The sequence below is a fragment of the Rhodococcus sp. 24CO genome, from assembly GCF_050586165.1.
GTDB lineage: Bacteria > Actinomycetota > Actinomycetes > Mycobacteriales > Mycobacteriaceae > Rhodococcus_F.
In genome coordinates this window covers 141,839-164,998 of record NZ_JAZFNF010000002.1, presented here as the reverse complement: position 1 = coordinate 164,998, position 23,160 = coordinate 141,839, and the positions used below count along the sequence as shown (strand labels likewise).

At 60.1% G+C, this 23,160-nt stretch carries 19 protein-coding genes and 1 pseudogene; 8 read left to right on the top strand and 12 right to left on the bottom strand.

The window, feature by feature from the left end:
- Window positions 1-21 precede the first annotated feature (21 nt).
- From V2B23_RS04935 to V2B23_RS04920, 4 genes are read right to left on the bottom strand one after another with little or no spacing between them, the layout of a single operon-like run.
- Window positions 22-1,392, bottom strand: a complete 1,371-nt coding sequence (locus V2B23_RS04935; RefSeq protein WP_430949324.1) for an MFS transporter — start codon at window positions 1,390-1,392, stop codon at window positions 22-24.
- Window positions 1,393-1,442: 50 nt separating this feature from the next.
- Window positions 1,443-2,387 (bottom strand): 3-carboxyethylcatechol 2,3-dioxygenase, encoded by a 945-nt coding sequence (locus V2B23_RS04930; RefSeq protein WP_430949323.1) that lies wholly within the window; start codon window positions 2,385-2,387, stop codon window positions 1,443-1,445.
- A gap of 2 nt (window positions 2,388-2,389) precedes the next feature.
- Complete coding sequence (locus tag V2B23_RS04925; RefSeq protein WP_430949322.1) at window positions 2,390-3,250, bottom strand: alpha/beta fold hydrolase; 861 nt, start codon at window positions 3,248-3,250, stop codon at window positions 2,390-2,392.
- A gap of 36 nt (window positions 3,251-3,286) precedes the next feature.
- Window positions 3,287-5,011, bottom strand: a complete 1,725-nt coding sequence (locus V2B23_RS04920) for a bifunctional 3-(3-hydroxy-phenyl)propionate/3-hydroxycinnamic acid hydroxylase (protein WP_430949321.1) — start codon at window positions 5,009-5,011, stop codon at window positions 3,287-3,289.
- Window positions 5,012-5,301: 290 nt separating this feature from the next.
- Here V2B23_RS04920 and V2B23_RS04915 point away from each other — a divergent pair, with 290 nt between their 5' ends.
- Window positions 5,302-6,288 (top strand): alpha/beta fold hydrolase, encoded by a 987-nt coding sequence (locus V2B23_RS04915; protein ID WP_430949320.1) that lies wholly within the window; start codon window positions 5,302-5,304, stop codon window positions 6,286-6,288.
- Between the two features lie 85 nt (window positions 6,289-6,373).
- Window positions 6,374-7,619: pseudogene (locus V2B23_RS04910) on the top strand (YhgE/Pip domain-containing protein).
- A 14-nt stretch (window positions 7,620-7,633) separates the two neighbouring features.
- Here V2B23_RS04910 and V2B23_RS04905 read toward each other — a convergent pair.
- From V2B23_RS04905 to V2B23_RS04895, 3 genes are all read right to left on the bottom strand, one after another.
- Complete coding sequence (locus V2B23_RS04905) at window positions 7,634-8,884, bottom strand: RNA polymerase sigma factor (RefSeq protein ID WP_430949319.1); 1,251 nt, start codon at window positions 8,882-8,884, stop codon at window positions 7,634-7,636.
- A gap of 18 nt (window positions 8,885-8,902) precedes the next feature.
- Window positions 8,903-9,331: a YciI family protein gene (locus V2B23_RS04900; protein ID WP_430949318.1), complete on the bottom strand. Its 429-nt coding sequence runs from the start codon at window positions 9,329-9,331 to the stop codon at window positions 8,903-8,905.
- 160 nt (window positions 9,332-9,491) lie between these two features.
- Window positions 9,492-10,085 carry a hypothetical protein gene (locus V2B23_RS04895; RefSeq protein WP_430949317.1) on the bottom strand — a complete coding sequence of 198 codons (594 nt, stop codon included), beginning with the start codon at window positions 10,083-10,085 and terminating at the stop codon, window positions 9,492-9,494.
- 57 nt (window positions 10,086-10,142) lie between these two features.
- Between V2B23_RS04895 and V2B23_RS04890 the strand changes: the two genes are divergently transcribed.
- Window positions 10,143-11,150 (top strand): alpha/beta hydrolase, encoded by a 1,008-nt coding sequence (locus tag V2B23_RS04890; protein ID WP_430949316.1) that lies wholly within the window; start codon window positions 10,143-10,145, stop codon window positions 11,148-11,150.
- Window positions 11,151-11,159: 9 nt separating this feature from the next.
- Window positions 11,160-12,218: a helix-turn-helix domain-containing protein gene (locus tag V2B23_RS04885; protein WP_430949315.1), complete on the top strand. Its 1,059-nt coding sequence runs from the start codon at window positions 11,160-11,162 to the stop codon at window positions 12,216-12,218.
- 24 nt (window positions 12,219-12,242) lie between these two features.
- Here the strand turns inward: V2B23_RS04885 and V2B23_RS04880 are convergent, their stop codons facing one another.
- Window positions 12,243-12,896, bottom strand: coding sequence for a TetR/AcrR family transcriptional regulator (locus tag V2B23_RS04880; RefSeq protein WP_430949314.1), 654 nt, complete (start codon window positions 12,894-12,896; stop codon window positions 12,243-12,245).
- A 139-nt stretch (window positions 12,897-13,035) separates the two neighbouring features.
- Between V2B23_RS04880 and V2B23_RS04875 the strand changes: the two genes are divergently transcribed.
- Window positions 13,036-14,265 carry an oxygenase MpaB family protein gene (locus V2B23_RS04875; RefSeq protein ID WP_430949313.1) on the top strand — a complete coding sequence of 410 codons (1,230 nt, stop codon included), beginning with the start codon at window positions 13,036-13,038 and terminating at the stop codon, window positions 14,263-14,265.
- A gap of 60 nt (window positions 14,266-14,325) precedes the next feature.
- Here the strand turns inward: V2B23_RS04875 and V2B23_RS04870 are convergent, their stop codons facing one another.
- The 3 genes from V2B23_RS04870 to V2B23_RS04860 form a co-directional block, all read right to left on the bottom strand.
- A complete protein-coding gene (locus V2B23_RS04870) occupies window positions 14,326-15,480 on the bottom strand; it encodes a glutamate--cysteine ligase 2 (RefSeq protein ID WP_430949730.1) in 1,155 nt (384 codons plus the stop codon).
- A 56-nt stretch (window positions 15,481-15,536) separates the two neighbouring features.
- Window positions 15,537-15,806: a DUF7218 family protein gene (locus V2B23_RS04865; protein WP_430949729.1), complete on the bottom strand. Its 270-nt coding sequence runs from the start codon at window positions 15,804-15,806 to the stop codon at window positions 15,537-15,539.
- A gap of 176 nt (window positions 15,807-15,982) precedes the next feature.
- Window positions 15,983-16,873 (bottom strand): LysR family transcriptional regulator, encoded by an 891-nt coding sequence (locus V2B23_RS04860; RefSeq protein WP_430949312.1) that lies wholly within the window; start codon window positions 16,871-16,873, stop codon window positions 15,983-15,985.
- 102 nt (window positions 16,874-16,975) lie between these two features.
- Between V2B23_RS04860 and V2B23_RS04855 the strand changes: the two genes are divergently transcribed.
- Together V2B23_RS04855 and V2B23_RS04850 are read left to right on the top strand one after the other, a co-directional pair.
- Complete coding sequence (locus V2B23_RS04855; RefSeq protein WP_430949311.1) at window positions 16,976-17,599, top strand: LysE family translocator; 624 nt, start codon at window positions 16,976-16,978, stop codon at window positions 17,597-17,599.
- Window positions 17,600-17,739: 140 nt separating this feature from the next.
- Window positions 17,740-21,036 carry a protein kinase domain-containing protein gene (locus V2B23_RS04850; RefSeq protein WP_430949310.1) on the top strand — a complete coding sequence of 1,099 codons (3,297 nt, stop codon included), beginning with the start codon at window positions 17,740-17,742 and terminating at the stop codon, window positions 21,034-21,036.
- Window positions 21,037-21,047: 11 nt separating this feature from the next.
- On the opposite strand, the gene V2B23_RS04845 is transcribed toward V2B23_RS04850, so the two are convergent.
- The gene (locus V2B23_RS04845) at window positions 21,048-21,965 is read right to left on the bottom strand and encodes an alpha/beta hydrolase (RefSeq protein ID WP_430949309.1); all 918 of its coding nucleotides are present in this window, start codon (window positions 21,963-21,965) and stop codon (window positions 21,048-21,050) included.
- A 174-nt stretch (window positions 21,966-22,139) separates the two neighbouring features.
- On the opposite strand from V2B23_RS04845, the gene V2B23_RS04840 reads away from it, so the two are divergent.
- Window positions 22,140-23,021, top strand: a complete 882-nt coding sequence (locus V2B23_RS04840) for an aldo/keto reductase (RefSeq protein ID WP_430949308.1) — start codon at window positions 22,140-22,142, stop codon at window positions 23,019-23,021.
- Window positions 23,022-23,160: the final 139 nt, after the last annotated feature.

Sequence of the window (23,160 nt, the reverse complement as noted above, 5' to 3'; positions counted from 1 at the left end):
TCGGGGCTTGACGCCGGATCATCACATCTCTCGAGCGTGGACTGGGTCGGCCAGGTCCTCTTCCCGGCTCGCCTCAGGCGTCTCCGGATTTTCACTGCGGCCGCGGTAGGTCGCGTCGAGAAGCAAGGTCGCGATTCCGGCGATCACCAACACCCCACCGAACATCATGTAGACGCTCTTCGGAGTCCAACCACCGTCGAGGAGGTAGCCGGTCAGAATCGGAGCGATGATCGAGACGGTGCGACCGCATCCGATCATCCACCCCACACCGGTGCCCCGGGCTGCCGCCGGGTAGATGGGCGGGCTGATCGCGTAGAAACCGGTGATGCCGCCGTTGGCAAAAATGCCGACCAGTACCGCGAGCGTCAAAGCCAGCGCGACGATGTGGAATCCGGCGGCGTAACCGATGAAGGCAAATACTCCACCGAACATCAGGAGAACTGTCACAACTCTCGGCCGCAACACGATCGACAGGCCGGCGAAGATAATCGATCCGATGACACCACCGACGTTGACGAGCACACCGGCAGTCACGCCCATGTTCGAATCGCCCGTTGCATCGGACAGCAACTTCGGCGTCCAGGTATTGGCGAAGTAGAACGACGCGATCAAGCACGAGTACCCGAGCCAGAGGAAAACCGTACGACGCAGCATGATTCCCTTGAAAAGTCCGTCACGCACAACACGTTCGGTCTTTCGAACAGGAACGGGCAGTTCCGGCGACTGCTCGTAACCGAGCCGATCCGCGATCTCGTTGTACCGCTCCAATGCCCCCGCCGGTCGCTTCTCGATGAGGAACTCGATGGATTCCGGCAGGGTCTTGATCACGACAACCAGCATGATCGCGGTGATGATCGTGCCGAAGATGAACGCCGACCGCCAGTCGAACACGGAAATCAGGACGCCGGAAATCGCGCCACCCACAGCTCCACCGAGCGGGTAGCCGACACCGTAGATTCCCAGTGCGGTGCCACGACGCTTGTCCGAACTGAACTCCGATACAAGAACATTCAGGTTGGCGACGAGCCCGCCGATTCCCAGGCCCGCAAACGCACGGAATGCGATGAGCTGGGGAACGTTGACGGCGCAGGCGGACAACCCCATTCCGACAGTGATACCGACGAGGCACCAGATCGCAAGCCTGCGCCTGCCGATCTTGTCTGCCAACGGGGATATGAAGATAGCGCCCAGAGCGGTGCCGATGATGCCGGCGCTGAGCAGGTAGCCGATCTCGACGGAGCTGATGTCCCAAGACTTTCCGAGGTGAGGCGCTACGAACGCCATGACCAGGATCTCGAAACCGTCGATCATGCTGAGGATCAGACAGATCGCGATTGTCGAAATTTGATATCGGCGCATCGGTTGCGTCCGAATCGCTTCACGAACATCCATCGAGGTCTACTTTCATGAGGTGGGAGGGGGCTTTGCCCGCAGAGCAAGAATCAGATATCCCGCAGAATCGCGGTCGTGACGGCAAAGCCGGAGATGTATTCCTTGATCGGCCGGTAGAACTCGTAGGCGATCTCGTATTCGCCGCAGGCCCGCAGGGCAGAGTAGGCAGCCACCCAATTGCGCACCTCATGCGAGGAGTGCCCGGCTACCGCATCCATGTCGTCTGCGGTGTAGCGATCAAAATCCTCGATGCGCCCCGAAGCGCACACGTCGAGAAATCCTCTGTCCCACTCCGGATTCAGATCCATGATGTCGGCCTCGTTCGCCGCGAACTTGACGGCAGTGTCGATGACTCGCTGTTGCCTGGCCGCCCGCGCTTGCGGCGTCGGATTCCGGCCGTCGGTCAGCATTTTCCGCTGAGCCTCATTGGCGGTGGCAATCTGCGGAACCGGCGGATCATGCGACAGCCCACCGGAACCGATGAACAGCACTTTCTTGTCGGAATTCTTGAAGTACGCGCCGACAGCCTCGCCGAACTTACGCACGCGGGCGACCTTCACGAACGGCCGAGCCACCGAATTGACGAAGACCGGAATCAGCGGTTTCGACGCCACGTCGCCGTAGATGATCTCCATCGGTTGCACCGCACCGTGATCGACCTCCATCTGGCGAGAAATCGCAATGTCGAGGCCCTGGTCCATCACGAACTGCGCCAAGTCCTCGGCCATAGCCTCCGGCACGTTCAGTTCACCGGCAAACGAGTCGTAATCGCCACTGCCCTTTGCCTTGTAGCCGATGCAGAACGGCGGCATCAGGTCGTAGAAGAACCCGTTGTAGTGATCGGGTCCGAAGTTCACGATCACATCGGGATCAAAATTGTGGACAAACGCGCGCGCCTGGTCGAACGCCGCTTCCACCGATGCTTTGACATCGGCCGGCGGGTCGAGGTGGTGCAAAAGTGGGCTGTGCGACATGCACAGCAAAGCCTGCTTCATGACTAGCTCACACCCCGAGCGGAAAGATACTGCGTGATAACGGTATTGAACTCCTCTGCCCGCTCGACCTGTGACCAGTGGCCACACTGGCTGAAGATGTGCACATCAGCGTTCGGGATGACGTTGAGCAACTCCCACGTACGTGACACCGGGATCACTACGTCCTGGACACCATGGATCAGCAGAACCGGAATATCCAAGCGGGAGAGCACATCGAAATCGAGCGGCAGTTCGGTACGGTCACGATCACGGGCTGCGACCACCTCGGCCAGACGATCCGACGCCGTATCGTTGAGCGCGGATTGGTACCGCAAGGACACCAATTCGTCAGTCACAAGCGACTTGTCGACAACAAAGAGTTCGAGGGTCTTGCGAATACCCGCTTCGGTCAGGTTCGGGTTGGAGTGGCCGGCGAGGGCGCCCGTCAACTTTGCGCCGCCCGTGCCCATCGAGACGATTCCCAGAAGGCGTTCCGGGAAATCGATGGCAAACTGGAAGGCAAGCCAACCGCCGAGGGAGTTACCGACAATCCACGTCTTCTCGATGCCGAGGGCGTCGAGAACGCGCACGGCATGGCGAACCCATTCTTTGATGCCGTACTCCGTGTTCGGAGCAACAACGCTCTGCCCGTAGCCGATGGAATCGATTGCGATGCAGCGTCCTTGCTCACTGAGCGTCGGGAGGTTGAGCCACCAGTTGGCCGCGGCGGTGACGCCGGTGCCCGAACCGTGCAGAAAAAGGATCGGGGTACCTTCGCCCAGTTCGTGATAGTGGGTGAGTTCGCCGTCTGCGGTCTCGATCCACTTGTCTTCGAGGCCGAAGAAATCATCGGTGACATATGCGGGAATCTCGGTTGTAGTCATGTATCCGGCTTTCTCGTAGGTGTGTGTGGCTGATAGTTAGAGCGCGACCGGCACTGCGACTGCGTCCGCAACAACGCCGGCCGGCGTGAACTTCATTGCGGCCAGGATCGCGTCCAACGTTGCCGGGGCATGCTGCGTCAGGCAGGCGCCGGCAACAAAACGGTCGGGGCGAAGGAAGACCAAGGGAGTGGGACGGTCGTCGAACCACTTCTTGAGTCGGCCGGTGTGATCGCCGAGGACCATGACGTCCGGATCCATATGCTTCTGAGCCCATTCGCGCTGGGTCTCCGGAACTACCGCCACAAGACGGGCACCGAGTAGAGACAACTTGTCGAGCGAATCCTGTGGGAGCACGTCCTTGGGGCTGTTGCCCCACACGATCACCGACCACCAGTTGCCGATCGCGTCGTCGAGCAATTGGTCCGACGCATCACGCGAGTTCACACGCGGCTGCGGGAACTGAACGCCAACCGGAGAGTTCTTGACGTTGGCGGTCAGCACCGGGATGAGCTTGCTCGTGAGTTTCGCTGCTGCACTTCCCGATTCCCGAGTGTTCGGGTCGGCCAGCACGCCTCTCGTGTAGCGCGGCATCGGCTTGAAGCGCATGTCCGCGAAGTAGCTCTTGACCTGAGGGAACAGATTGAGCACCGACGACGCAGCGTCGCGGAGTGCAGCGCCGACCGGATTGGTGATCTTGATGAGCCGTCCGAACGTCAGCGACAGATCCACCATTGCCTGAGCGTGGTCCCTGCGCTCCGATGTATAGGTATCGAGCAGTGCGTCGTCCGCCTGACCGGAAAGTACGGCGGCCAACTTCCACCCCAGGTTGGTTGCGTCGCGCATACCCGAATTCCAGCCCTGACCCATCCACACCGGCATCAGATGCGCGGCGTCGCCCGCGATCAACTGGCGGCCCTTGCGGAAGTCGGAAGCCACGCGGCCGTGATGGGTGAAGACGCGTCGTCGAATGAAATCCAGCTCAGCCGGGTTGGGAACATGATCTGCCAGAAGAGCATTCACGTAGTCGGGGTCCGTGACCTGCTCTTCGGTTTCGTCGTCGTGCAACATGAATTCCCAGCGCCGAACCGCGTGGGGTAGACCGATGGACACGTACGGACGCTTCGGATCGGCACCCAAGAACACGTTGGGGGTGCCCAGCGGATCGTTGTTGACGTCCACGACAAGCCAACGTGTAGAAGGTGATTCACCCTCGAAGCTGACACCGAGACGCTTGCGAGTCGGGGATTTACCACCCTCGCACCCCACGAGATACTGCGCGCCGAAGCGTCGTTCCTCGACAGTTCCGTCGGGGCGGGTCACCAACGCGATAGCGGTAACAGACTGGCCGTCTTCCTCGACGTTCTCGACGCGATGGCCGAACAGCACCTGAACGTTCTCGAACCGGGACAGTCCCTCGTACAGTGCTCGGTCGGCTTCAGGCTGGATGAAGCCGTGCTTGCGTTCCCAACCGAATTCCACGGTCTGCGGATTGTTGACCAGCATGACCTTTCCGGCCCCGTTGACCAGACGCATGATGTGCTGCGGATTTGTGTGCGGGCGGATCGCATCCACCAGGCCCACCGTCTGAATGGTGCGGAATGACTCGTCGTCGAGTCCCACGCCACGCGGGTAGTCGATCAGCGTATCCATGGCCTCGAGCACGGTGACCCGCTTGCCGTACATGCCGAGGATGTTCGCCAGCATCAGGCCGGCGGGACCGGCGCCGACGATGAGTACTTCGGTGTCCTGAGTGGTTTTCATGGCTTCCTATCTGCGCTGGTGTAACTATCGCGCGCCGTAGCGCACTATATGCACGATGCGTCTATTAGAAACCACGAAGCGGGGTACGTCAATGAGCTTTTGTGACGGGGACCGCATTCGGCGCCCAATGGGACCGCTCAGACACACCGGGCGCGGCATCAAAACTGCAGCTAGGGCACCGTTGCGGACGTCGTCGATTCCTCACGCGGCTCCCGATAGCGACACTTAGGCGGCACGCAACTGGGGTACCCCTGACTTCGCGCACACCGCCGATCGCGAGGAGCAAGATCATGAACCTCAACTCACGAGCCATGGCGTCACTTGCCACCTGCACCGCGTTGGTTTTGGGTGGCTGCTCGAATTCGACGAGCCCCGAGGTCAGCTCGACCACGGCTTCCCCGAGCAATGGCGACTTCGCCGGACTGGTGGACATCGGTGGCGGCCGCAGCATGTATTTGACGTGCAAGGGGACCGGATCGCCCACCGTCATGTTCGTGTCCGGCCGAACCGATCGCGCAGATATCTGGAAAACCGTGGCAGATCCGAACCCGACCGAAACTGCAGTTTTCGACGCCGTGGCCGAGACGACGCGGGTGTGCGCCTACGACCGCCCCGGCACCGTCACCATCACCGGCGAGCACGTCGACGCGAGCCGCTCCACTGCGGTGCCCCAGCCCACCACCGCCGAAGACGGAATGCGCGACCTCCACACTTTACTGAGCGCGGCCGATGTTCCGGGCCCCTATGTCCTGGTCGCTCACTCCTGGGGTGGGTTGATCGCTCGCCTCTATGCCGACACCTATCCCACCGACGTCGACGGCCTGGTCCTCGTGGATACCCTCACCGAACTTCTCTACGACGGGCTGACTCCGCAAGAGCAGCAGTGGTGGCTCACGCTCAACAGCAATTACTCTCCTGATCTCGAACCGTACAACCAGGAGAAGAGCAATTTAGAGCCCAGCTTCCAATCACTACGCGATGCAGGCGATCCCCCTCCGATGCCGGTTGGCATCCTTGTCTCAGATCAACCGTTTGACCTTGAACCAATCTCGGCTGCAGGTGAATTGCCTCCAGGGATACCTGTCGAGTTCGGTCCGACGATATTCGCAGCCCACATTGCCGGACAGCAAGCTTTGGCCGAACGTCTACACGCACACCTCGATCTGGACACCGACGCCAGCCATTACGTCCATACCGAGCAGCCAGGACTCACCGCCGAGGCAATCGACGAAGTTGTTGATGCTGCTCGAACAAATCCGGATCAGTGGTTTTCCTGAAGAACGTTCAGAACGGCAACACCACATATTTGGCTCTACGCTCAGTCACACACTTTCCGTGCGAGAGAAAGCCGGTCGACTGACGATGAGCACACACGACAAGCGATCCGCCCGCTCTGTTCTGCACACACCGCGATTCTGGCTGGCACCGGTGATCGTTGTGCTGTTGCTGATGTCGGCACTCGCTGCGCTGTACATGGGCGGAATCCTCGACCCCAAGAAGCATCTGGACGAGTTCCCGATCGCTCTGGTGAACGAAGATGTCGGCGGTACCCTGCCCGGCAGCGATCCCGCTGCAGTCAAGAACTTCGGAAACGACATCGCCACCGCGACTCAGCTCCGGGACGCTTTACGGTTCCATCGTCATCCCCCGCGACTTCACCCAGCAGACAATAGCTCTGGCACAGGGAAGCATCGCCGCCACTGAGGTGCAACAACCGATCATCACCATCTACACCAATCCACGTGCCGGCTCCATCTCCGCGTCGCTGGTGCAGTCGATCAGCACAACTGCGCTGGAGCCGGTCAACCAGAACATGGGTGAGCAACTCACCACGCTTGTCACACAACAATTGCAGGCAAGTGGTACCGGAATGCAGCTGTCCGGCGCTAGCCGCCTTCTCCTCGAAAATCCGGTGAATGTTCTTACCGTTGCACATGATCCGCTCCCCGACGGCACAGGATTCGGTCTAGTCGCTTTCTATTTCGCGCTACTGCTGGTGCTCGCCGGATTCACCGGAGCGACAGTCGTCAATTCACTGGTAGACGGAATGCTCGGCTACGCACCCACCGAGTTCGGTCCGCTCTTCGTGCAGAACGACGTAGTCGGGATCAATAGATTTCAAACGCTTCTCATCAAATGGGGCTTCATGATCGTATTGTCCGGCGTGGTGTCCGGACTATTCCAGCTGATCAGCCGCACCCTCGGAATGCCTGTCACACAAGGCTTTGCATTGTGGGCGTATGGCACCCTCGTCATCATCGCGGTTGGAGTCACCGCCATGTCGGTGATGGCGGCGTTCGGATCGCTTGGCATGCTGATCAACCTTTTCGTGTTTGTCATCCTTGCCTTGCCATCGTCCGGCGGCACGATACCGCTCGAAGCAAGCCCCGGCCTCTACTCCTGGCTTGCGCAGTTCGAACCGATGCACCAGATCTACATGGGCACACGCGCGATCCTGTTCTTCGGTGCCCACGGCGACGCCGGACTGACCCACGCGATCTGGATGACGTTGCTCGGCCTGGCAATCGGACTGGTCCTCGGATTTGTTGTCACACGCCTCTACGATCGGAAAGGCTACGAACGAACCCATCGCGCAAAAACAGCCTGAAGCAGTTCCCTCGCTCAGGTGTGCCGGTCACGAAGTGCGTCCGCTTTAGCGATGAGCACCACCTTTTCCCGGTCGTTGCCTGCCAAACGAGCAGCCTCGAGCAGTTCGGTGCGAGCCTCTTCGGTTCGCCCGAGCCTGCCGAGGAGCTCGCCCCGAACACTGGGCAACAGGTGGTACCCGGCGAGTTCACCGGAAGCAACAAGCTTGTCGACGAACTCGAGAGCAGGCGCCGGACCGTACGCCATCGATACCGCCGCAGCATGGTTCAGATCTACGACCGGCGATGGGGCAAGCTGTTGCAGCGCCTCGTACAGCAGCACGATTTTCTTCCAGTCCGTCTCCTCGAAAGTTGCTGCTCGTGCGTGACATTCGGCAATCGCGGCCTGCAGTCCGTAAGGTCCTCGACCCCGACCGACGTCGTCCGCCCTCGCCAAAGCAACCAGACCACGTGTGATCTGGGTCCGGTCCCACCGCGCTCGATCCTGATCCGCCAGCAAAATCGGTTCACCGTCGGCGGTAGTACGTGCGGCAAATCGTGATGCCGACAGCTCCATCAACGCAACGAGACCGTGCGCTTCCGGTTCCCCCGGAACAAGTTCCGCAAGAATTCTCGCGAGACGCACTGCTTCACTGCTGAGGTCGGTTCGCATCCACTCAGTGCCTGAACTGGCGGCATAGCCCTCGTTGAAAATCAGATACAGAACACCGAAAACAGCGCTCAGCCGACTCGGGAACTCCTCCCGCGGAGGCACTTCGAAGACCACCTTGGCCGCCGTCAGCGTCTTCTTTGCACGCACTATCCGCTGCTGCATCGTTGCGGTTGGCACAAGAAACGCCTTGGCGATTTCCTCCGTCGTCAAGCCTCCGACGACGCGAAGAGTCAATGCCACCTGAGCTTTTCGATTCAAGACCGGATGGCAGGCCATGAAAATCAACCGAAGAACATCGTCGTCGATGCGATCCGGATCCCAACCGTCTTCGTTGAACCGATGTGCATCGTTCTCGAGCTCACGCGCAAAATGCGCGTATCGCTCGTCGAGGCGTTCCCGTCGACGCCACCCGTCGATGGCGCGCCGCGTGGCGACGGAGGTCAACCATGCCGCCGGATTCCGGGGAATACCCGTGACAGGCCACTGCTCGATCGCTTCGAGCAGTGCCTGCCCAGCAACATCTTCGGCAAGATCGAGATCGCCGACGGTACGAGTGAGTGCGGCGACGATCTTCGCACTGTCGATGCGCCACACCGCATCGACGGCGTTCCTCACCGCATCATCAGTCACGGCTCAGCTCGAGACAGGGCGATCTGTACCCAGCTCTTCACGCCAGCCGGCTTCCTTCTGGATGTACTCGTTGCTCTGGTCGAAATCTTCCATCTCCGAGACCCGGCGAACCTCGAGCTTGCTGCCCGGTCCAAGGGGGCAGCGCTTAGCCCACTCGAGAGCCTCGTCCTTGGTAGCGGTCTGAATGATCCAGAAGCCCGAGAACAGCTCCTTGGTCTCCCCGTAGGGGCCGTCGGATACGAGCGGCGGATCGGAGTCGAAATCGACGATGAATCCCTCCTCCATAGCCAGGCCCTCACCAGCGAGAAGGACTCCTGCCTTGATCAAGGACTCGTTGTACTGGCCCATCGCGGCGATAATTTCGTCGAAATCCATATCCTTCGACGCTTCGATGGCCTCGTCGGTGGATCGCATGATCAGCATGTACTTCATGGGATTCTCCTTCGTTTGTGGACCGCTCATTCGGTCCCTCTGTCTACACGTCGAACGGCGAATACTCCGATCGACATAACTTCGGAAAAAAATTCGAACCACAGAGATCGAGGCCACGGACGCAATGCCAACGGTATCGACAGACGCATCTTGGGGCAGGTCAAAAGTCGAGAAATCCCGGTACAACGTCACGAACGAGCCCGGTCTCGTCGCAGCTCCCGTAGAGGTACACCGAGCCGTAGCCGAACAGGTACTCCTCGATGAACTCTGGTTGCGGCTCGGCAACCACGGGCCACCCCTCTTCATTGATCTGGAACAGGAAGTGATGTCCGTCCGCCTCGACGGCGTCGGCGTAGGACGGTTGATGCTGGATGAGCACCGGTTGCGGCGCGATCAGCACCAGCGGCATCACCTCGTCGACCGCGGGAATCTTGATCAACGCCGCGCTCCCCAGGCCCTCATGACTGCCGGCCGATTCCCCACTTCGTTGTGACGGTGGATGCAGGACTGCGCGAACCCCGATGTCCGGGTAGTCGAGGTCGTCGTCGCCGATGGAGAAGCCTCGACGGATGAAGACGGAAAGCTCTCGCGCACCGAGCCACGGAGCCGTGTGTGCCGCGAGCGTGAGAAGGTACTCGTGCGTCTGCAGGATCGACTGCCCGGCAAAAACCTGTGGCGGGCGTCCACCGATCCTGGCCCCGACTTCCGAATCGCTAGAATCAACCCCGAGACGCAGTGTGTCCACCAGCGTCATCCTAGGGAGATCCGACACCCGTCGGATAAGAACCCGACAATTTCCTACAAACCCCAGGTGACACAGGTCAAACTCGAATCCGATGATGTGTGCATGACAACCTTCCCCACCCTCGACCCCGAACTGGCGCCGGCACTCACCATGCTCCCGCAGCTCGACTTCGCAGACCTGCCCGCTGCGCGGGCCATGCTCGACACCCTGGGCAGGCCCGTGCTGGCTGACCTGTCGTTCGACGGAGTCACACTTCGCGAACTGTCCGCCCCCGGCTGGGACGGCGATCCCGAGGTCACGATTCGATTTGTCACTCCGGACAATGTCGACGGTCCGATCCCTGTTCTGGTCTGGTTCCATGGCGGCGGATTCGCCATCGGCACAGCCGAGTCCAGCGATCCATTTTGCGTCGAGGTTGCCCGCGAACTCGGATTCGCCGTTGCCAACGTGGAATACCGCCTCGCACCGGAAACCCCTGACCCCGGCCCCGTCAATGACTGCTACGCCGCACTCCTCTACGTCTACACAAACGCAGAGGAACTGGGCATCGATCCGAATCGCATCGCAGTCGGCGGCCAGAGCGCCGGCGGCGGACTGGCCGCTGGCACGGCACTGAAAGCCAGAGACGAGGGCGTCGTGCCCGTCGTATTCCAGTACCTCGAAATCCCTGCACTCGACGACCGTCTGGCGACGGTCTCGATGACGAACTTCGTCGACACCCCCATGTGGAACCGCCCCAACGCGATCGTGTCATGGCAGTACTACCTCGGCGAGTCGTACTCAGGTTCCGAAGACCCTGACGTCTCCATCTATGCCGCGCCCTCGCGGGCCACCGATCTAACCGGTTTGCCACCGGCCTACGTGGCCACGATGGAACTCGACCCGCTCCGTGACGAAGGAATCGAGTACGCCCTACGACTGCTCCACGCCGGAGTCAGCGTCGAACTGCACTCATTCCCCGGCACCTTTCACGGGTCAGGTCTTATCGGAGCCGCTGAGATCAGCAAACGAGCAGCCGCTGAAGCACTCACGGTGCTAGGGAGAAGGTTGCATTCGCCGTCACGGGTCTCGTAGCGTTGCAAGATGCAAGGACTGATGTACCGGCTTGCCGAGCTCGATGCCGACTCGGCAGGCCTGGTACGCGTCATCGATTACTTCGACACCCTCGTGCGTCACGGCGCCGACACAGCGTCACTACTTCGCGCGAGCGCCCAGTTGGCGGATTGTGTTGCGGGCATCGAGATCGCCGAGCACGGTCGAAGCCACCGGCGCCGTTGTGACCCTCGCGGCCGCTGGTCACCCGAACCGCAGCTCACCCCCAGCATTGTCAGAGACATCGCTGTCGACGACGAGGTTCTCGGCACGGTATGGATCGAGCGGCCCGGTGCGAACTTGCCGCTCGACGAGATGCTCGTCGACCGGATGGCTCTCACGGCCTCGATAATCTTGCGGCCCCGACGCTTACTGACCGAAGCCGAGCACACTCACAATCTGCTCTTCCCGATGGACGAGCTAGCGGTGCTGACATCGTGTGCGGGTCTCGGCCTCGACCCTGCCGCTTCAGTGCGCATCATCGTTTCCACAACCAATCAGATTGCGCACCTGCAATTCTCGAAGGATTGGACACCGGGCCGAGCGACCGGAATCGAAGTGGGCGGCGAATGCCTGGATCTCGTCACGGGTTCATTCATCTCGTCGGCAGAATTTTCCGAAATCGCACAAGCGATGCCTGTCCGGGCCGGAATATCTTTGGCTGCCGCCGCTTCCGAAATCCACACACTCATCGGCACCGCGCGATTCGCCCGCAGTCAATCATCGGCCACCACACCGATTGTGAACGCAGACGATCTCGGCGCTCTCAACCTCTTGGCACCGGGCACAAGGATCGATCACACCCGAATTCCGGACCTGGTTCGCGCCAAAGAGTTCCGAGGCACCAAGGATGGCATCGAACTGCTGGAAACACTGAGGGTGTATCTGCGATCCGGCACGTTGCGAGCCGCAGCAGACTGCCTGCACCTTCACCACAGTAGCGTCGCTCACCGCTTGGCGAAACTTTCCCACCACATCGGATTCCACGTCGATACCATCGAAAACCGTGCTCGTGCAACGGCAATGATGATGGTGCTCGATGCCGTGTAGGTTGTTCTCGCTTCTGCGAGAAAACTACGCTTTGGTCATCGGCACGAGGAATTGCCGTGCTATTGCCTCCATCTGCGCATCGTCGTGAAGGTTGACGGCCTCGCTGGGAACCATCAGGAAGGAAGCCGTCACTCGGACGAACATCTCGGCCACGAGGTCGACATCCACCTCATCCACAATGGTGCCCGCTCCCTGCTCCCTACGCAGTTGAGAGGCAACGAACTGCCGCACCATTGCGAGTGTTCGTCCGTTATCGCCGAGAATCGATCCATGTACGTGCGGGCCGGCGTCGATGAGCGCCGAGATCAGTGCATTGTTGGAAATCGCGCGCAGCGAGCTCACGAACCCTAGAACTATTCGATCATCCACCGTTTCCGCGAGCTCTATGTCAACGAGAAATTGATCGAAGTATTTGCGGAACTCCCGGAGAACGACCTGCTCGACGAGCGAATCCTTGGTGGCAAATTTCCGGTAGACGGTAATACGGGAGAGGCTGGCTCGGCGGGCCACGTCCTCCATCGACGTGCGCTGAATTCCCACTTTGCAGAACTGTTCGTGGGCCGCATCGAGCAGCCGGATACGCGAGCGATCTTCCTTGCCTGGATCTTCTTCTGCTATCGCATCCCCGAGGAACGTAATCGATTCCAACGCAGATGAATTAGGCGCCTTACGGGTCACATGCACTCCTTCATGCCGCGAGGGTGCGCAGATGGCAGATCAGACAAAACACTTGTGGCGCCCATCACGCTATGTTACCAATGATACGGAGATACATGAATTGTTTCATTGCTTCATCGGACTAACCGGGAGTAACGACATGGACGATCTCAGTAGGCGCAATGTGTTGAGAGTTGGCGGTGCACTCGGGGCACTGGGAGCACTCGGCGCGCTCGCGACGCCAGCCGGTGCGCAGCCGTGGCACTGGTCACCAGCAGGTTCGGTGCCCGGAACCGGGAGCGGTGCAGATCCGAGACAAACGTGGGACACCGAAGCTGACCCACTCGTGGCATCTCTCCTCGACCGAGGCGACGTTCCGAAAGTCAACGAACTCTTGCGTACCTGGAAGAAGAACGGCCAGCCGCTGCCGACGGGACTTCCGTCCGACCTTCGCGAATTCATGGAACAGGCCCGGCAGCTACCGTCCTGGGCCGATCAGAACAAGCTCGCGGCGGCCGTGCGATTCAATGAGAAGCGAGGTCTCTACCTCGGCGTTCTCTATGGCTTCGCCAGCGGAATGATGAGCACTGTCATACCTAAAGAGGCGTTGGCTGTGTATTACTCCAAAGGCGGAGCGAATATGAAGAACCGCATCTCGAAAACAGCAAAGTTGGGATACGACATCGGTTCTCGCAACGCATTTCAGCCTGACGGCGAGATGATCGTCACCTCCGTCAAGACCAGACTTGTGCATGCCGCGGTGCGGCATCTGCTGCCTCAGTCTCCACACTGGACGCACATGGCGCCGGAGGATGTTCCGATCAGTCAGCACGACATGATGGTCACGTGGCACAGTTTGCCGACGACCGCCATGCGAAACCTGAACGCGTGGAACGTGAAAGTCCCCGCCGACGAGTCCGACGGATTTCTCCATTCGTGGCAACTGAGCGCTCATCTTCTCGGTATCGAGGATCAGTACATTCCCGCGACGTGGAACGACGCGGAATCTCAAGCCACACAAGTCCTGGACCCGATCCTGGCTCCCACACCGGAAGGAATCAAGCTCGCCGACATTCTTCTCGATCTGGGTGCGGGCCTCGATTTCACACTTCTCACTCGGCCCATCCTCGGCGCGTTGACTCGCTTCATGCTCGGCAACGAAATAGCCAACTGGCTCAACATTCCACGGGAACCGGTGTGGAGCACCCTCCTGGAAACGGCATGGGGTCCATTCGTGAAGGTCCGTGAAGGGCTCCTTCCCATCCCCCTTGCACCACACGCCTACTGGACCTTCGACGAACTACTCCGACAGTTCGTTCTGCTCTACATGTCCGAACTTCGACCGATCAGCATCGAGATCCCCGAGTTCAACAACCCGAATTACCGTTGACAGGGCAAACTACGAGCTGTTTCGAGAAGCGTCCGCCCGCACCGCCGGTGCCGATTCACACTACGACGGCGATAGCGCGATATCCGTCTGCCGATCGCGCCCTTCCGCGGTGCGGCGAGCGCATTCGTCGATCACCTCGGTGATGCCGGATCGTGCCAGCGTGCGGCGTTGCACCATTGCCCCGTTACCCTGATCGAAGACTTTCTCCAGTGAGGCAATAACCCGCTCGAGCTCGCCGAACTCGGCCAGCATCGGCGCAACGTAATCCAGCAGTCGCCGAACCAGCTGACGCGTGGGCACCAGGCGCACAGCATCCATGTCGAGAGCTTGACCGGCGATCCCATCGCGGGCTGCCCGCCAGCACGCTGCGCGCAAGACCTCCTGATCGATGATCGGGGCAGGGCTTCCAGCTGTGATCTCTTTCATCACGGTGACAACCAGCGCATGTACCAGCGTGGCATACGTGATCGTCTCGTCAACTGTGGCTGGAATGTCGCTGATCCGAATCTCCACGGTAGGAAGGTGATCCGAGACCCGAACATCCCAATAGACCATGTGGGGGTCCAGAATGACACCCGCCTCGAGCATCGTGGCGATTGCGGCGTCGTAGTGATTCACGGACTCGAAGTACGGCGGCGGCCCGCAGCTCGGCCATCGCCCGTACATGATGTAACGCCAACTCGCATAGCCGGTATCGATGCCGGCACTGATCGGTGAGTTCGCAGTCAACGCCAAGAGCGTCGGCAACCACGGACGCAGATGGTTGATGATCCGAACGGCCTGTTTACGGTCCTCCACACCCACATGCACATGGCAGCCACACATCACTCCCGCAGTGAGAGCACCGAATTCACCGGCCATGCGTTGATATCTCGAGGTGTCAGTGGTCTCGTTCGGCGGTGGGTCGTAGAACGGTGTCCCCACTGCCAGCAGCTGACATCCCGCGTGGGCTGCAGCGTCGGCCGCGGCGAAGCGAAGTTCACGCAGTTGATCCCGAAGATCGCAGATATGACCCCCGATCGATGTGGCGGTCTCGACCTGACAGCGAGTGAGCTCCAATTGAAGATCGACTCCGAGGTCTCTTCCTGCGGCTGCAACTTCGGTATTGCGCAACCTCGGCTGTTTGGTCAGCGGATCGCACAGGAGGAATTCCTCCTCCACGCCCAGAGTGGGCGTGTCTAGGACGGCAGATTGAGGCGGAGCGGTTTTTGCCATGGGATCCTCGGCTTCGACACTCACAAACCACGAGCCTTCAACGGAAAGAGCCCAATTCAGTGGTTGCGAAGTGCGTCGATCAATTCACTTTTCTTCATCTTCGAGTACCCATGCAGGTCAAGTTCCTTTGCTCGCGTCTTCAATTCCTCTACTGTCCACTCCTCGTACGAAGCGGACCGACCGCCAGTTTCAGCTACGTTCGAACGACCACGATTGGCTGCTGCATTGGAAATCCGCGCCGCTTTCTCCTTGGAATCTCCCTTCTCGCGCAATTTCTCGTAGAGGTCCTGGTCTTTGAGTTGTGGTTGTGAGTCCCCACGAGCCATCTGGTACGTCCTCTCTTCTGCTGGAAGCATGCCTTTTCCTGAGTGGATCGCTGCACTATTTCGGACCTACCCGAAAGAGTGTTCGGCCAAACTGGTAGACACATAAGGATCGACGACTGGGGTTGCAAACAGGTCACGATACGTGCCAAAGTGCCTACCGAACAAAGACTCTCGACCTAATCGCGCAGGCGTGATCGTAGCGCCGCCCCGACTACCGATATCGCGTTGTCGCCGACCTGATGGGTACGCAGTGCGATGCCGATCCTGCGGGCCGGTGGATCTTCCAGCTCGAGGACGCGAACTTCGCCAGGCAATTCGGGACGGCCCAGCCGGGGCACCAGAGCGAGCCCGAGACCCGCGGCTACGAACGGGACATGCAGCGCGAAATCTGAAATTTCCGCGGTGATACGTGGCCGATGACCATGCAGGGCGAACATATGGGTAAGCCACGAGTGACAGATCGTGCCCGCACCTGTAGACACCCAACTGTGCGTCGCAAGGTCTTCGAGTGCGGGCGAGAGGGCAAGTGAATGGTCTCGGTGGCAAATTACGTCGGCAATATCGTCGGTCAGGGGGCTCACTGTGATCGCTGGGTGCACCGGCTCGAGGAGCCCCTGCCAATGATGTGTGACTGCAATGTCCACCATCCCGGCAGACAGGGCGTGATACGCCTCGCCGGGGTCCATCTCGGCGAGTGAACACGTGAGCTGTGGGTGCTGGTCCTGAACTTCGGCTATCGCCGTCAGCGCACCGTGCCGGATGGCCGTCGTAAATGCGGCGACCCGCACATGGCCCACGACATGGGTCTCTCGACCGGACGAAACACCGAGAATGGCTTCCAACCGACTCAACACCGGGCCCGCCTCGTCGAGCAGAGCATGGGCCTCGGGCGTCAGAGCCACTCTCCGCCCCGTGGGCGTCAACAAGGACCGACCCGTCGCCTTTTCGAGTCGCTTGAGTTGCTGGCTGACCGCGGACGGACTCAGTCGCAGAACTGCAGCTGCAGCCGTGACCGTCCCATGCTCCTTGACCGACTGGAGCGCGCGAAGCGTGGCAAGTTCATCCATGAAGCAATCCTTCACGAAATAGTTCGCAAATATGCGATGGACGTGGACAGTGCTCGCACCGGAAACTAATCGAAGTCCACAAACAAGTACAGAGGAGAGAACATGCTGCCCATCGCGTCCGTGGTCGGGATCGGGCTCGTCGCGCTGGCTATGGCGCTGACCCCCGGCCCGAACATGGTCTACCTCGCGTCACGCTCCATCGCACAAGGCAGGCGCGCCGGATTGGTCTCGCTGGGCGGAGTCGCTCTGGGATTTGTCTTCTACCTGGGTGCATCCGCTGCAGGACTGTCCGCGCTGTTCGCAGCGGTCCCGGCTGCATATACGACCGTCAAACTCGTCGGCGCCGTCTACCTGGCATATCTCGCGTGGAACATGTTGCGACCAGGCGGACGCTCACCGTTCGAGGCCCGAGAACTCGACGATCACTCACCTTTCCGGTTGTTCACCATGGGATTGGTGACAAACATCTTGAATCCCAAGATCGCACTGATGTACGCGGCACTAGTCCCTCAGTTCGTGCACCCCGAAAACGGACCGGTGCTGGGTCAATTCCTTCAGTTGGGACTAGTTCAAATCACCGTTGCTGTGGCGATCAACGGAGCGATAGTGCTCGCTGCGTCATCGGTCTCCGAATACCTTCGTCACCATCCGCGCGTCATGGCGGCCCAGCGCCTCGTCACCGGGGCACTGCTGAGTGCCTTCGCCGTCAAGGTTGCCGCGACGTGAGTCTGCGTTGAGCCAACTCACTTGAATTTCCAACAGAATATCCGTTCGGGGTGGCGAGCAGAGGCGTTGAGGGTCCATCATCGATAGGTGAGTTTCGTCGGATTCTCCACGCGACGTGCACAGGTGGATCGATGTAGTCGATGACCGATATCGATCCCTTCGCGACGCAGTTCGACGCGGCTGGTTCGGTCGCGGCGGAATTGTCTGCGTCCGGGTTCGAGGACGCAACCGAGATCGGCCGTGGAGGTTTTGGAGTCGTCTACCGTTGCGCCCAGCCTGCACTCGACCGCATTGTGGCGCTCAAGGTTCTCACTGCCGACCTCGACGAGGAGAACCGCGCACGGTTCTTTCGAGAGCAGCGAGCAGCGGGACGACTGACCGGACATCCCAACATCGTGAACGTTTTTCAAACCAGTGTCACCGACAGTGGACGGCCGTTCATCGTCATGCCGTACTACGCCCAGGATTCCCTCGACACCAAGATCCGACGGCACGGACCGCTCCCACTCGGCGAAGCTCTGCGCCTCGGTGTGAAGATCGCCGGCGCCTTGGAATCGGCACACCGACTCGGCATCCTGCATCGAGATGTCAAGCCCGGGAATATCTTGCTCACCGACTACGGTGAGCCGGCACTGTCGGACTTCGGCATCGCTCACTTTTCCGGCGGATTCGAAACTGGCACAGGCATTGTGACGGGTTCGCCGGCGTTCATTGCGCCGGAAATCGTGACTGGCGAGCCGCCGAGTTCAGCAGCCGATGTCTATGGTCTCGGCTCTACGTTGTTCGCCGCACTGACCGGCCATGCTGCCTTCGAACGTCGCAGTGGTGAACGACTGGTCGCTCAGTTCCTGCGTGTTACGTCGGAACCTGTTCCGAACCCACGCGAGTTCGGCATCCCGGACGACGTCGGCGGTCTCATCGAAAGAGCCATGTCCGCCAACCCGGGAACCCGCCCGTCGTCAAAGGAACTGGGACAACAACTCCGCGAAGCTCAACGCCGCCATGGTCTGCCGGTCGATGAAATGTCCTTGTACTCCGAACCTGTACGCACGCAATCTGTCCCACCGTCCACCGCACAAGGTCATCATCCAAACGAGTACCCCGAAGCAAGCATTCCTCCGCCGACGGATCGGACCGGGGGACTCCCGCTCGAACTGACCAGTTTTGTCGACCGCCGCACCGAACTCGCCACGGCCAAAAACTTGCTCACGACCGCACGACTGGTGACGTTGACCGGAATCGGCGGCGTGGGAAAGACTCGTCTCGCATTCCGGATCGCGGCCAAGACACAACCCAGTTTTGCCGACGGCGTCCGACTGGTGGAGTTGGCGGAGTTGCAAGAGCCATCCCTGCTCCCAGGTGTTGTGGCACGCACCCTGGGAATACAAGACCGGTCCGCGAAGCCCGTACGGGAGATGGTTGCCGAGTTCCTTGCTCAACGAGAACTTTTGCTGGTACTCGACAATTGCGAACAGGTAGTTACTGCAGCGGCGCAGCTATCGGAATTCCTGCTACGCGCCTGCCCAGACCTGAGGATTCTGGCGACGAGCCGCGAACCACTCGGAGTCGGAGGAGAGTCGATACTCCTTGTCCCCCCACTACCGGTCCCCGATCCTGACAACCTACCGAAGGGCGCATCGAGTAACGATGCCGTGCGACTGTTCGTCGATCGCGCCACCGGAGTTGTGCCGGGCTTCGAACTCACGCAGGACAACAAAGTCGCCATCGCATCGATCTGCCGGCAACTGGACGGGCTCCCGCTACCGATCGAGTTGGCAGCAGCGCGGTTGCGGGCGATGTCGCCCACACAAATCCTTCAACGACTTTCCGAGCGATACGCCTTGTTGACCAGCGGAAGCAGGGACGCACCGTCGAGGCAACAGACATTGCGAATGTGCATCGACTGGAGTTACGACCTGTGCACTCCGATGGAACAAGCGGTGTGGGCACAACTGTCGGTGTTCTCCGGTGGATTCGAACTCAAAGCCGCAGAACAGATTTGCGACGGAGATCTGACACCCACGGACGTGCTCGACGCCGTGACGTTTCTGGTCGACAAGTCGATACTGATCCGTGAAGTATCCGGCAACACCGTGCGTTTCCGGATGCTGGAGACAATCCGTGACTACGGGCGGCAGAAGGCACAAGAGTCGGGAGAACTTGAGTACACGGAACTTCGTCGCCGACACCGTGATTGGTTCGAAGCTCTGGCGCTCGCAGCAGATACCGAGTGGATCAGTCCTCGGCAGATCGAGTTGATCAGCACTATCGCTCGGGAAAAGCCGAATCTGCGGGAGGCTTTGGAATTCTGTGTGTCCGACAGCCCTGAAATCGGCACTCGGATCACCACAGCCCTCTTTTCGTACTGGCTTTCACGCGGCGCAATCACCGAAGGCCGCCAATGGTTACGGCGTTTCAGCGAATATCGAACGGGCCCACCAACCATCGAGCGTGCCAGGGCAATTCATGCAGGAAGCCTTTTAGCTGCGGTACAGGGAGATATTCAGACATCGGCAGCACTCGTCAACGAGGGACGGGTCCTCGCCGGCCAATCGACCGACCCCATGATTAACGCCTACCTCCACCATGCAGAGGGCTATCTTGCCCTGTTCAATGAGAACCTTGCCGAATCGTGTGTCCACCTCGAAAAGGCTGCTCAGTTGTTCACCGAACAGAAGAACCTGCCCTTCCAGGTAACTGCCATGCTTACCCTCGGCATGACACTCGAACTGATGGATGACACCGACCGGGCAATCGAATACAACGAACGCGTACTTGCCATTACCGAGGAACACGGCGAAACTGTGTATCGGTCGTATGTGCTGTGGACGCTGGCTGTTGCGGCCTGGAAGCAGGGCAATGGCGATCAGGCCTCTCGACTACTGAAGCAGGCATTGCGATTGGGCCGCAACCTCAATGACCGATTGAATGCCAGCATGTGCCTGCAAGTATTGTCGTGGGTCGCGATCGACAACAATGATGCTCGACGCGCAGCCATGTTGATGGGCACCGCTGAGGGAGCGAGCCGGTCCGTCGGAAGTTCGTCTGTTGTCGTGCCGAGCATGGCCGTCTTCCAAGACGAGTACGAACGCAAGATCAGACTCGCGTTGGGCGAGCGAGCCTTCAATGACACACGCAGAAAGGGTGCCGACCTTCGGTTCCGCGACGCTGTCGACTACGCACTGGGCGAGGAACGCACCAGCCCTCGAAGCTCCACTACCGGCCCGTCGAGCAGGCCGACAAAGCGCGAACTCGAAGTCGCCGCTCTGGTGGCTGACGGTCTCACCAACAAGGAGATCGCAGCCCGTTTGGTGATCTCGCCGCGCACCGCGCAGGGCCACGTCGAGCATCTGCTCGTGAAGCTCGGATTCACCTCGCGCACACAGGTTGCCGCATGGTTTGCGGAATCGAAGGGCGATCGCACAGAAACGAAGTAGGCGCCTTGCAGTCAAGGTCCTTCGGTAGTGAGGACGGACAGAGCCTTCAACTGTTCGCGGCGGTAGTCCCGCGCCGGAGCCGATCGGGCTTCGATTTGATCGAAGCCATGGTAGGCACCTGGTACCTCGAACAAGGTGCACAGCACACCGGCGTCGCTCAGCCGCTTGGCGTAGCTGACGTCTTCGTCGTAGAACAGGTCGTTTGTTCCGACGCCGATCCACGTCGGCGGGAGTCCCGCGAGATCTTCGTACCGTGCCGGCGCAGCCAACGGCGGCACATCCGTGATCGACGATCCGAGATACGCGCTCCATCCGTAGCGGTTACTGCGGGGACTCCACACCCGAAATCGGCTCTCGTCGAAGTCTGTTCGATTGTTGGTCCGGTCATCGAGCATCGGATACGACAACAACTGGAATGCCGGCAGCACCTCACCGCGTTCTTTGGCCAGCAGAGTCAGAGCAGCCGCCAAGCCCCCACCGGCACTCTCCCCCACGACAGCGATTCGGCTCGAGTCGACGTCCGGTTGATCCGCCAACCACCGCAGTGCGGTATAGCAGTCCTCCAAGGGTGCGGGGTACGGATGCTGCGGTGCGAGCCGGTACTCCACCGATGCTGCAACAGCACCCAATTTCGCGGCGATGTTGCGGCACATGCCATCCCCCATCGCTGCGCTGCCGATGAGATATCCACCGCCATGGATGAAGAGCACACCCGGCCTGAGGTTAACGGGAGCACTTGGTCGAAATACCCGGACCGAAACCTTCTCGTCACAACGGACAACTTCCCCACCTTTGGGTGGAACCAGAGCTCCTAACCCTGTGAGTCGACGAAGGAGTCCCGCAGTCCGCCGAGTGATCACGGTGCGAGGCAGGAATCGTGCGAGCTTCAATGCGGGGTCGAAATCCGTCGCTACCGGATCTGAAGTCATGGCAAATTCGCTTTCCGTCGACGTGTAAGGCGAAACTATCGCGATTGCGACACCTTTAGGGCAGAAAACGACATGACTCGACAACCTGTGTAGCGGCCCGTCCGGACATCCGGGCACCTTGGGGGTTAACGACAGTGCCTGTCACCAACTCTTGAACGTCCCTACTCTGAAAACATGACTGAAACTACGATCACCCTGAACAACGGCGTGGAAATGCCGGCCCTCGGGCTGGGCGTTTTCCAGACCCCACCGGACGTCACGGTTTCCGCGGTCGAGTCGGCCCTGCGTATCGGATACCGGCACATCGACACTGCCGCCGCATACTTCAACGAACGTGAGGTCGGAGAAGGTATCAAGCGTTCCGACGTCAACTCCGACGAGGTGTTCATCGAAACCAAGGTCTGGATCAGCGACTACGGTTTCGACACCACCCTGCACGCGTTCGACAAGGCGACGGGCAAGCTCGGCGTCGACCAACTCGACCTTCTTATCTTGCACCAGCCGCTGTCCAACCAATTCGACCTCGCGCTCGACGCCTACCGAGCTCTCGAGAAGCTACTCGCCGATGGCAAGGTCCGGGCCATCGGCGTCAGCAACTTCATGCCAGAGCACCTCGACCGACTCTTGGCCGAGACAACCGTCGTACCGGCCGTGAACCAGATCGAACTACACCCGTACTTCCAGCAGAAGGAACTACAGCGCCTGCACGCCGAGCACGGCATCGTGACGCAGGCGTGGTCGCCGATCGGCGGCATCACCTCATACGGCGGTGGCGAGAAGAGCACCTTCGACGATCCGACATTGCTCGATATCGCTGCGCAGCATGGCAAGTCGGCCGCACAGGTGATGCTGCGGTGGCATCTGCAGCAAGGCCGCTCCGCTATCCCGAAGTCGACAAAGCCAACCCGCATCGCTGAGAACTTCGACGTCTTCGACTTCGACCTGACCAGCGACCAGCTTGCTGCGATCGATGCCCTCGACACCGGCGTACGCGGCGGACCCGATCCCGACAGCATCACCCTCGAGAACTACGGCCGGGAGATCCCGGAGGCCTGATCTGGCACTCACGTAGTGGTGCGTGCCGATTCAGGCACTGACGCGGTCTGCTGCCTCGCTGTGACCTTCTTGACGAGCACAGCGAGGCAGCAGTATGCACAACTAGTTATCCGAGCAGCGTATATATACGGCCTGGGGT

Bases quoted from the DNA above. Each gene is read 5' to 3' on its own strand.
- V2B23_RS04930 (WP_430949323.1), bottom strand. From the start codon at position 2,387: ATGAAGCAGGCTTTGCTGTGCATGTCGCACAGCCCACTTTTGCACCAC.
- V2B23_RS04895 (WP_430949317.1), bottom strand. From the start codon at position 10,085: ATGACGCTGGTGGACACACTGCGTCTCGGGGTTGATTCTAGCGATTCG.
- V2B23_RS04865 (WP_430949729.1), bottom strand. From the start codon at position 15,806: ATGGCTCGTGGGGACTCACAACCACAACTCAAAGACCAGGACCTCTAC.
- V2B23_RS04845 (WP_430949309.1), bottom strand. From the start codon at position 21,965: ATGACTTCAGATCCGGTAGCGACGGATTTCGACCCCGCATTGAAGCTC.
- V2B23_RS04870 (WP_430949730.1), bottom strand. From the start codon at position 15,480: ATGGCAAAAACCGCTCCGCCTCAATCTGCCGTCCTAGACACGCCCACT.
- V2B23_RS04855 (WP_430949311.1), top strand. From the start codon at position 16,976: ATGCTGCCCATCGCGTCCGTGGTCGGGATCGGGCTCGTCGCGCTGGCT.
- V2B23_RS04935 (WP_430949324.1), bottom strand. From the start codon at position 1,392: ATGGATGTTCGTGAAGCGATTCGGACGCAACCGATGCGCCGATATCAA.
- V2B23_RS04925 (WP_430949322.1), bottom strand. From the start codon at position 3,250: ATGACTACAACCGAGATTCCCGCATATGTCACCGATGATTTCTTCGGC.
- V2B23_RS04885 (WP_430949315.1), top strand. From the start codon at position 11,160: ATGCAAGGACTGATGTACCGGCTTGCCGAGCTCGATGCCGACTCGGCA.
- V2B23_RS04850 (WP_430949310.1), top strand. From the start codon at position 17,740: ATGACCGATATCGATCCCTTCGCGACGCAGTTCGACGCGGCTGGTTCG.
- V2B23_RS04860 (WP_430949312.1), bottom strand. From the start codon at position 16,873: ATGGATGAACTTGCCACGCTTCGCGCGCTCCAGTCGGTCAAGGAGCAT.
- V2B23_RS04920 (WP_430949321.1), bottom strand. From the start codon at position 5,011: ATGAAAACCACTCAGGACACCGAAGTACTCATCGTCGGCGCCGGTCCC.
- V2B23_RS04875 (WP_430949313.1), top strand. From the start codon at position 13,036: ATGGACGATCTCAGTAGGCGCAATGTGTTGAGAGTTGGCGGTGCACTC.
- V2B23_RS04915 (WP_430949320.1), top strand. From the start codon at position 5,302: ATGAACCTCAACTCACGAGCCATGGCGTCACTTGCCACCTGCACCGCG.
- V2B23_RS04900 (WP_430949318.1), bottom strand. From the start codon at position 9,331: ATGAAGTACATGCTGATCATGCGATCCACCGACGAGGCCATCGAAGCG.
- V2B23_RS04840 (WP_430949308.1), top strand. From the start codon at position 22,140: ATGACTGAAACTACGATCACCCTGAACAACGGCGTGGAAATGCCGGCC.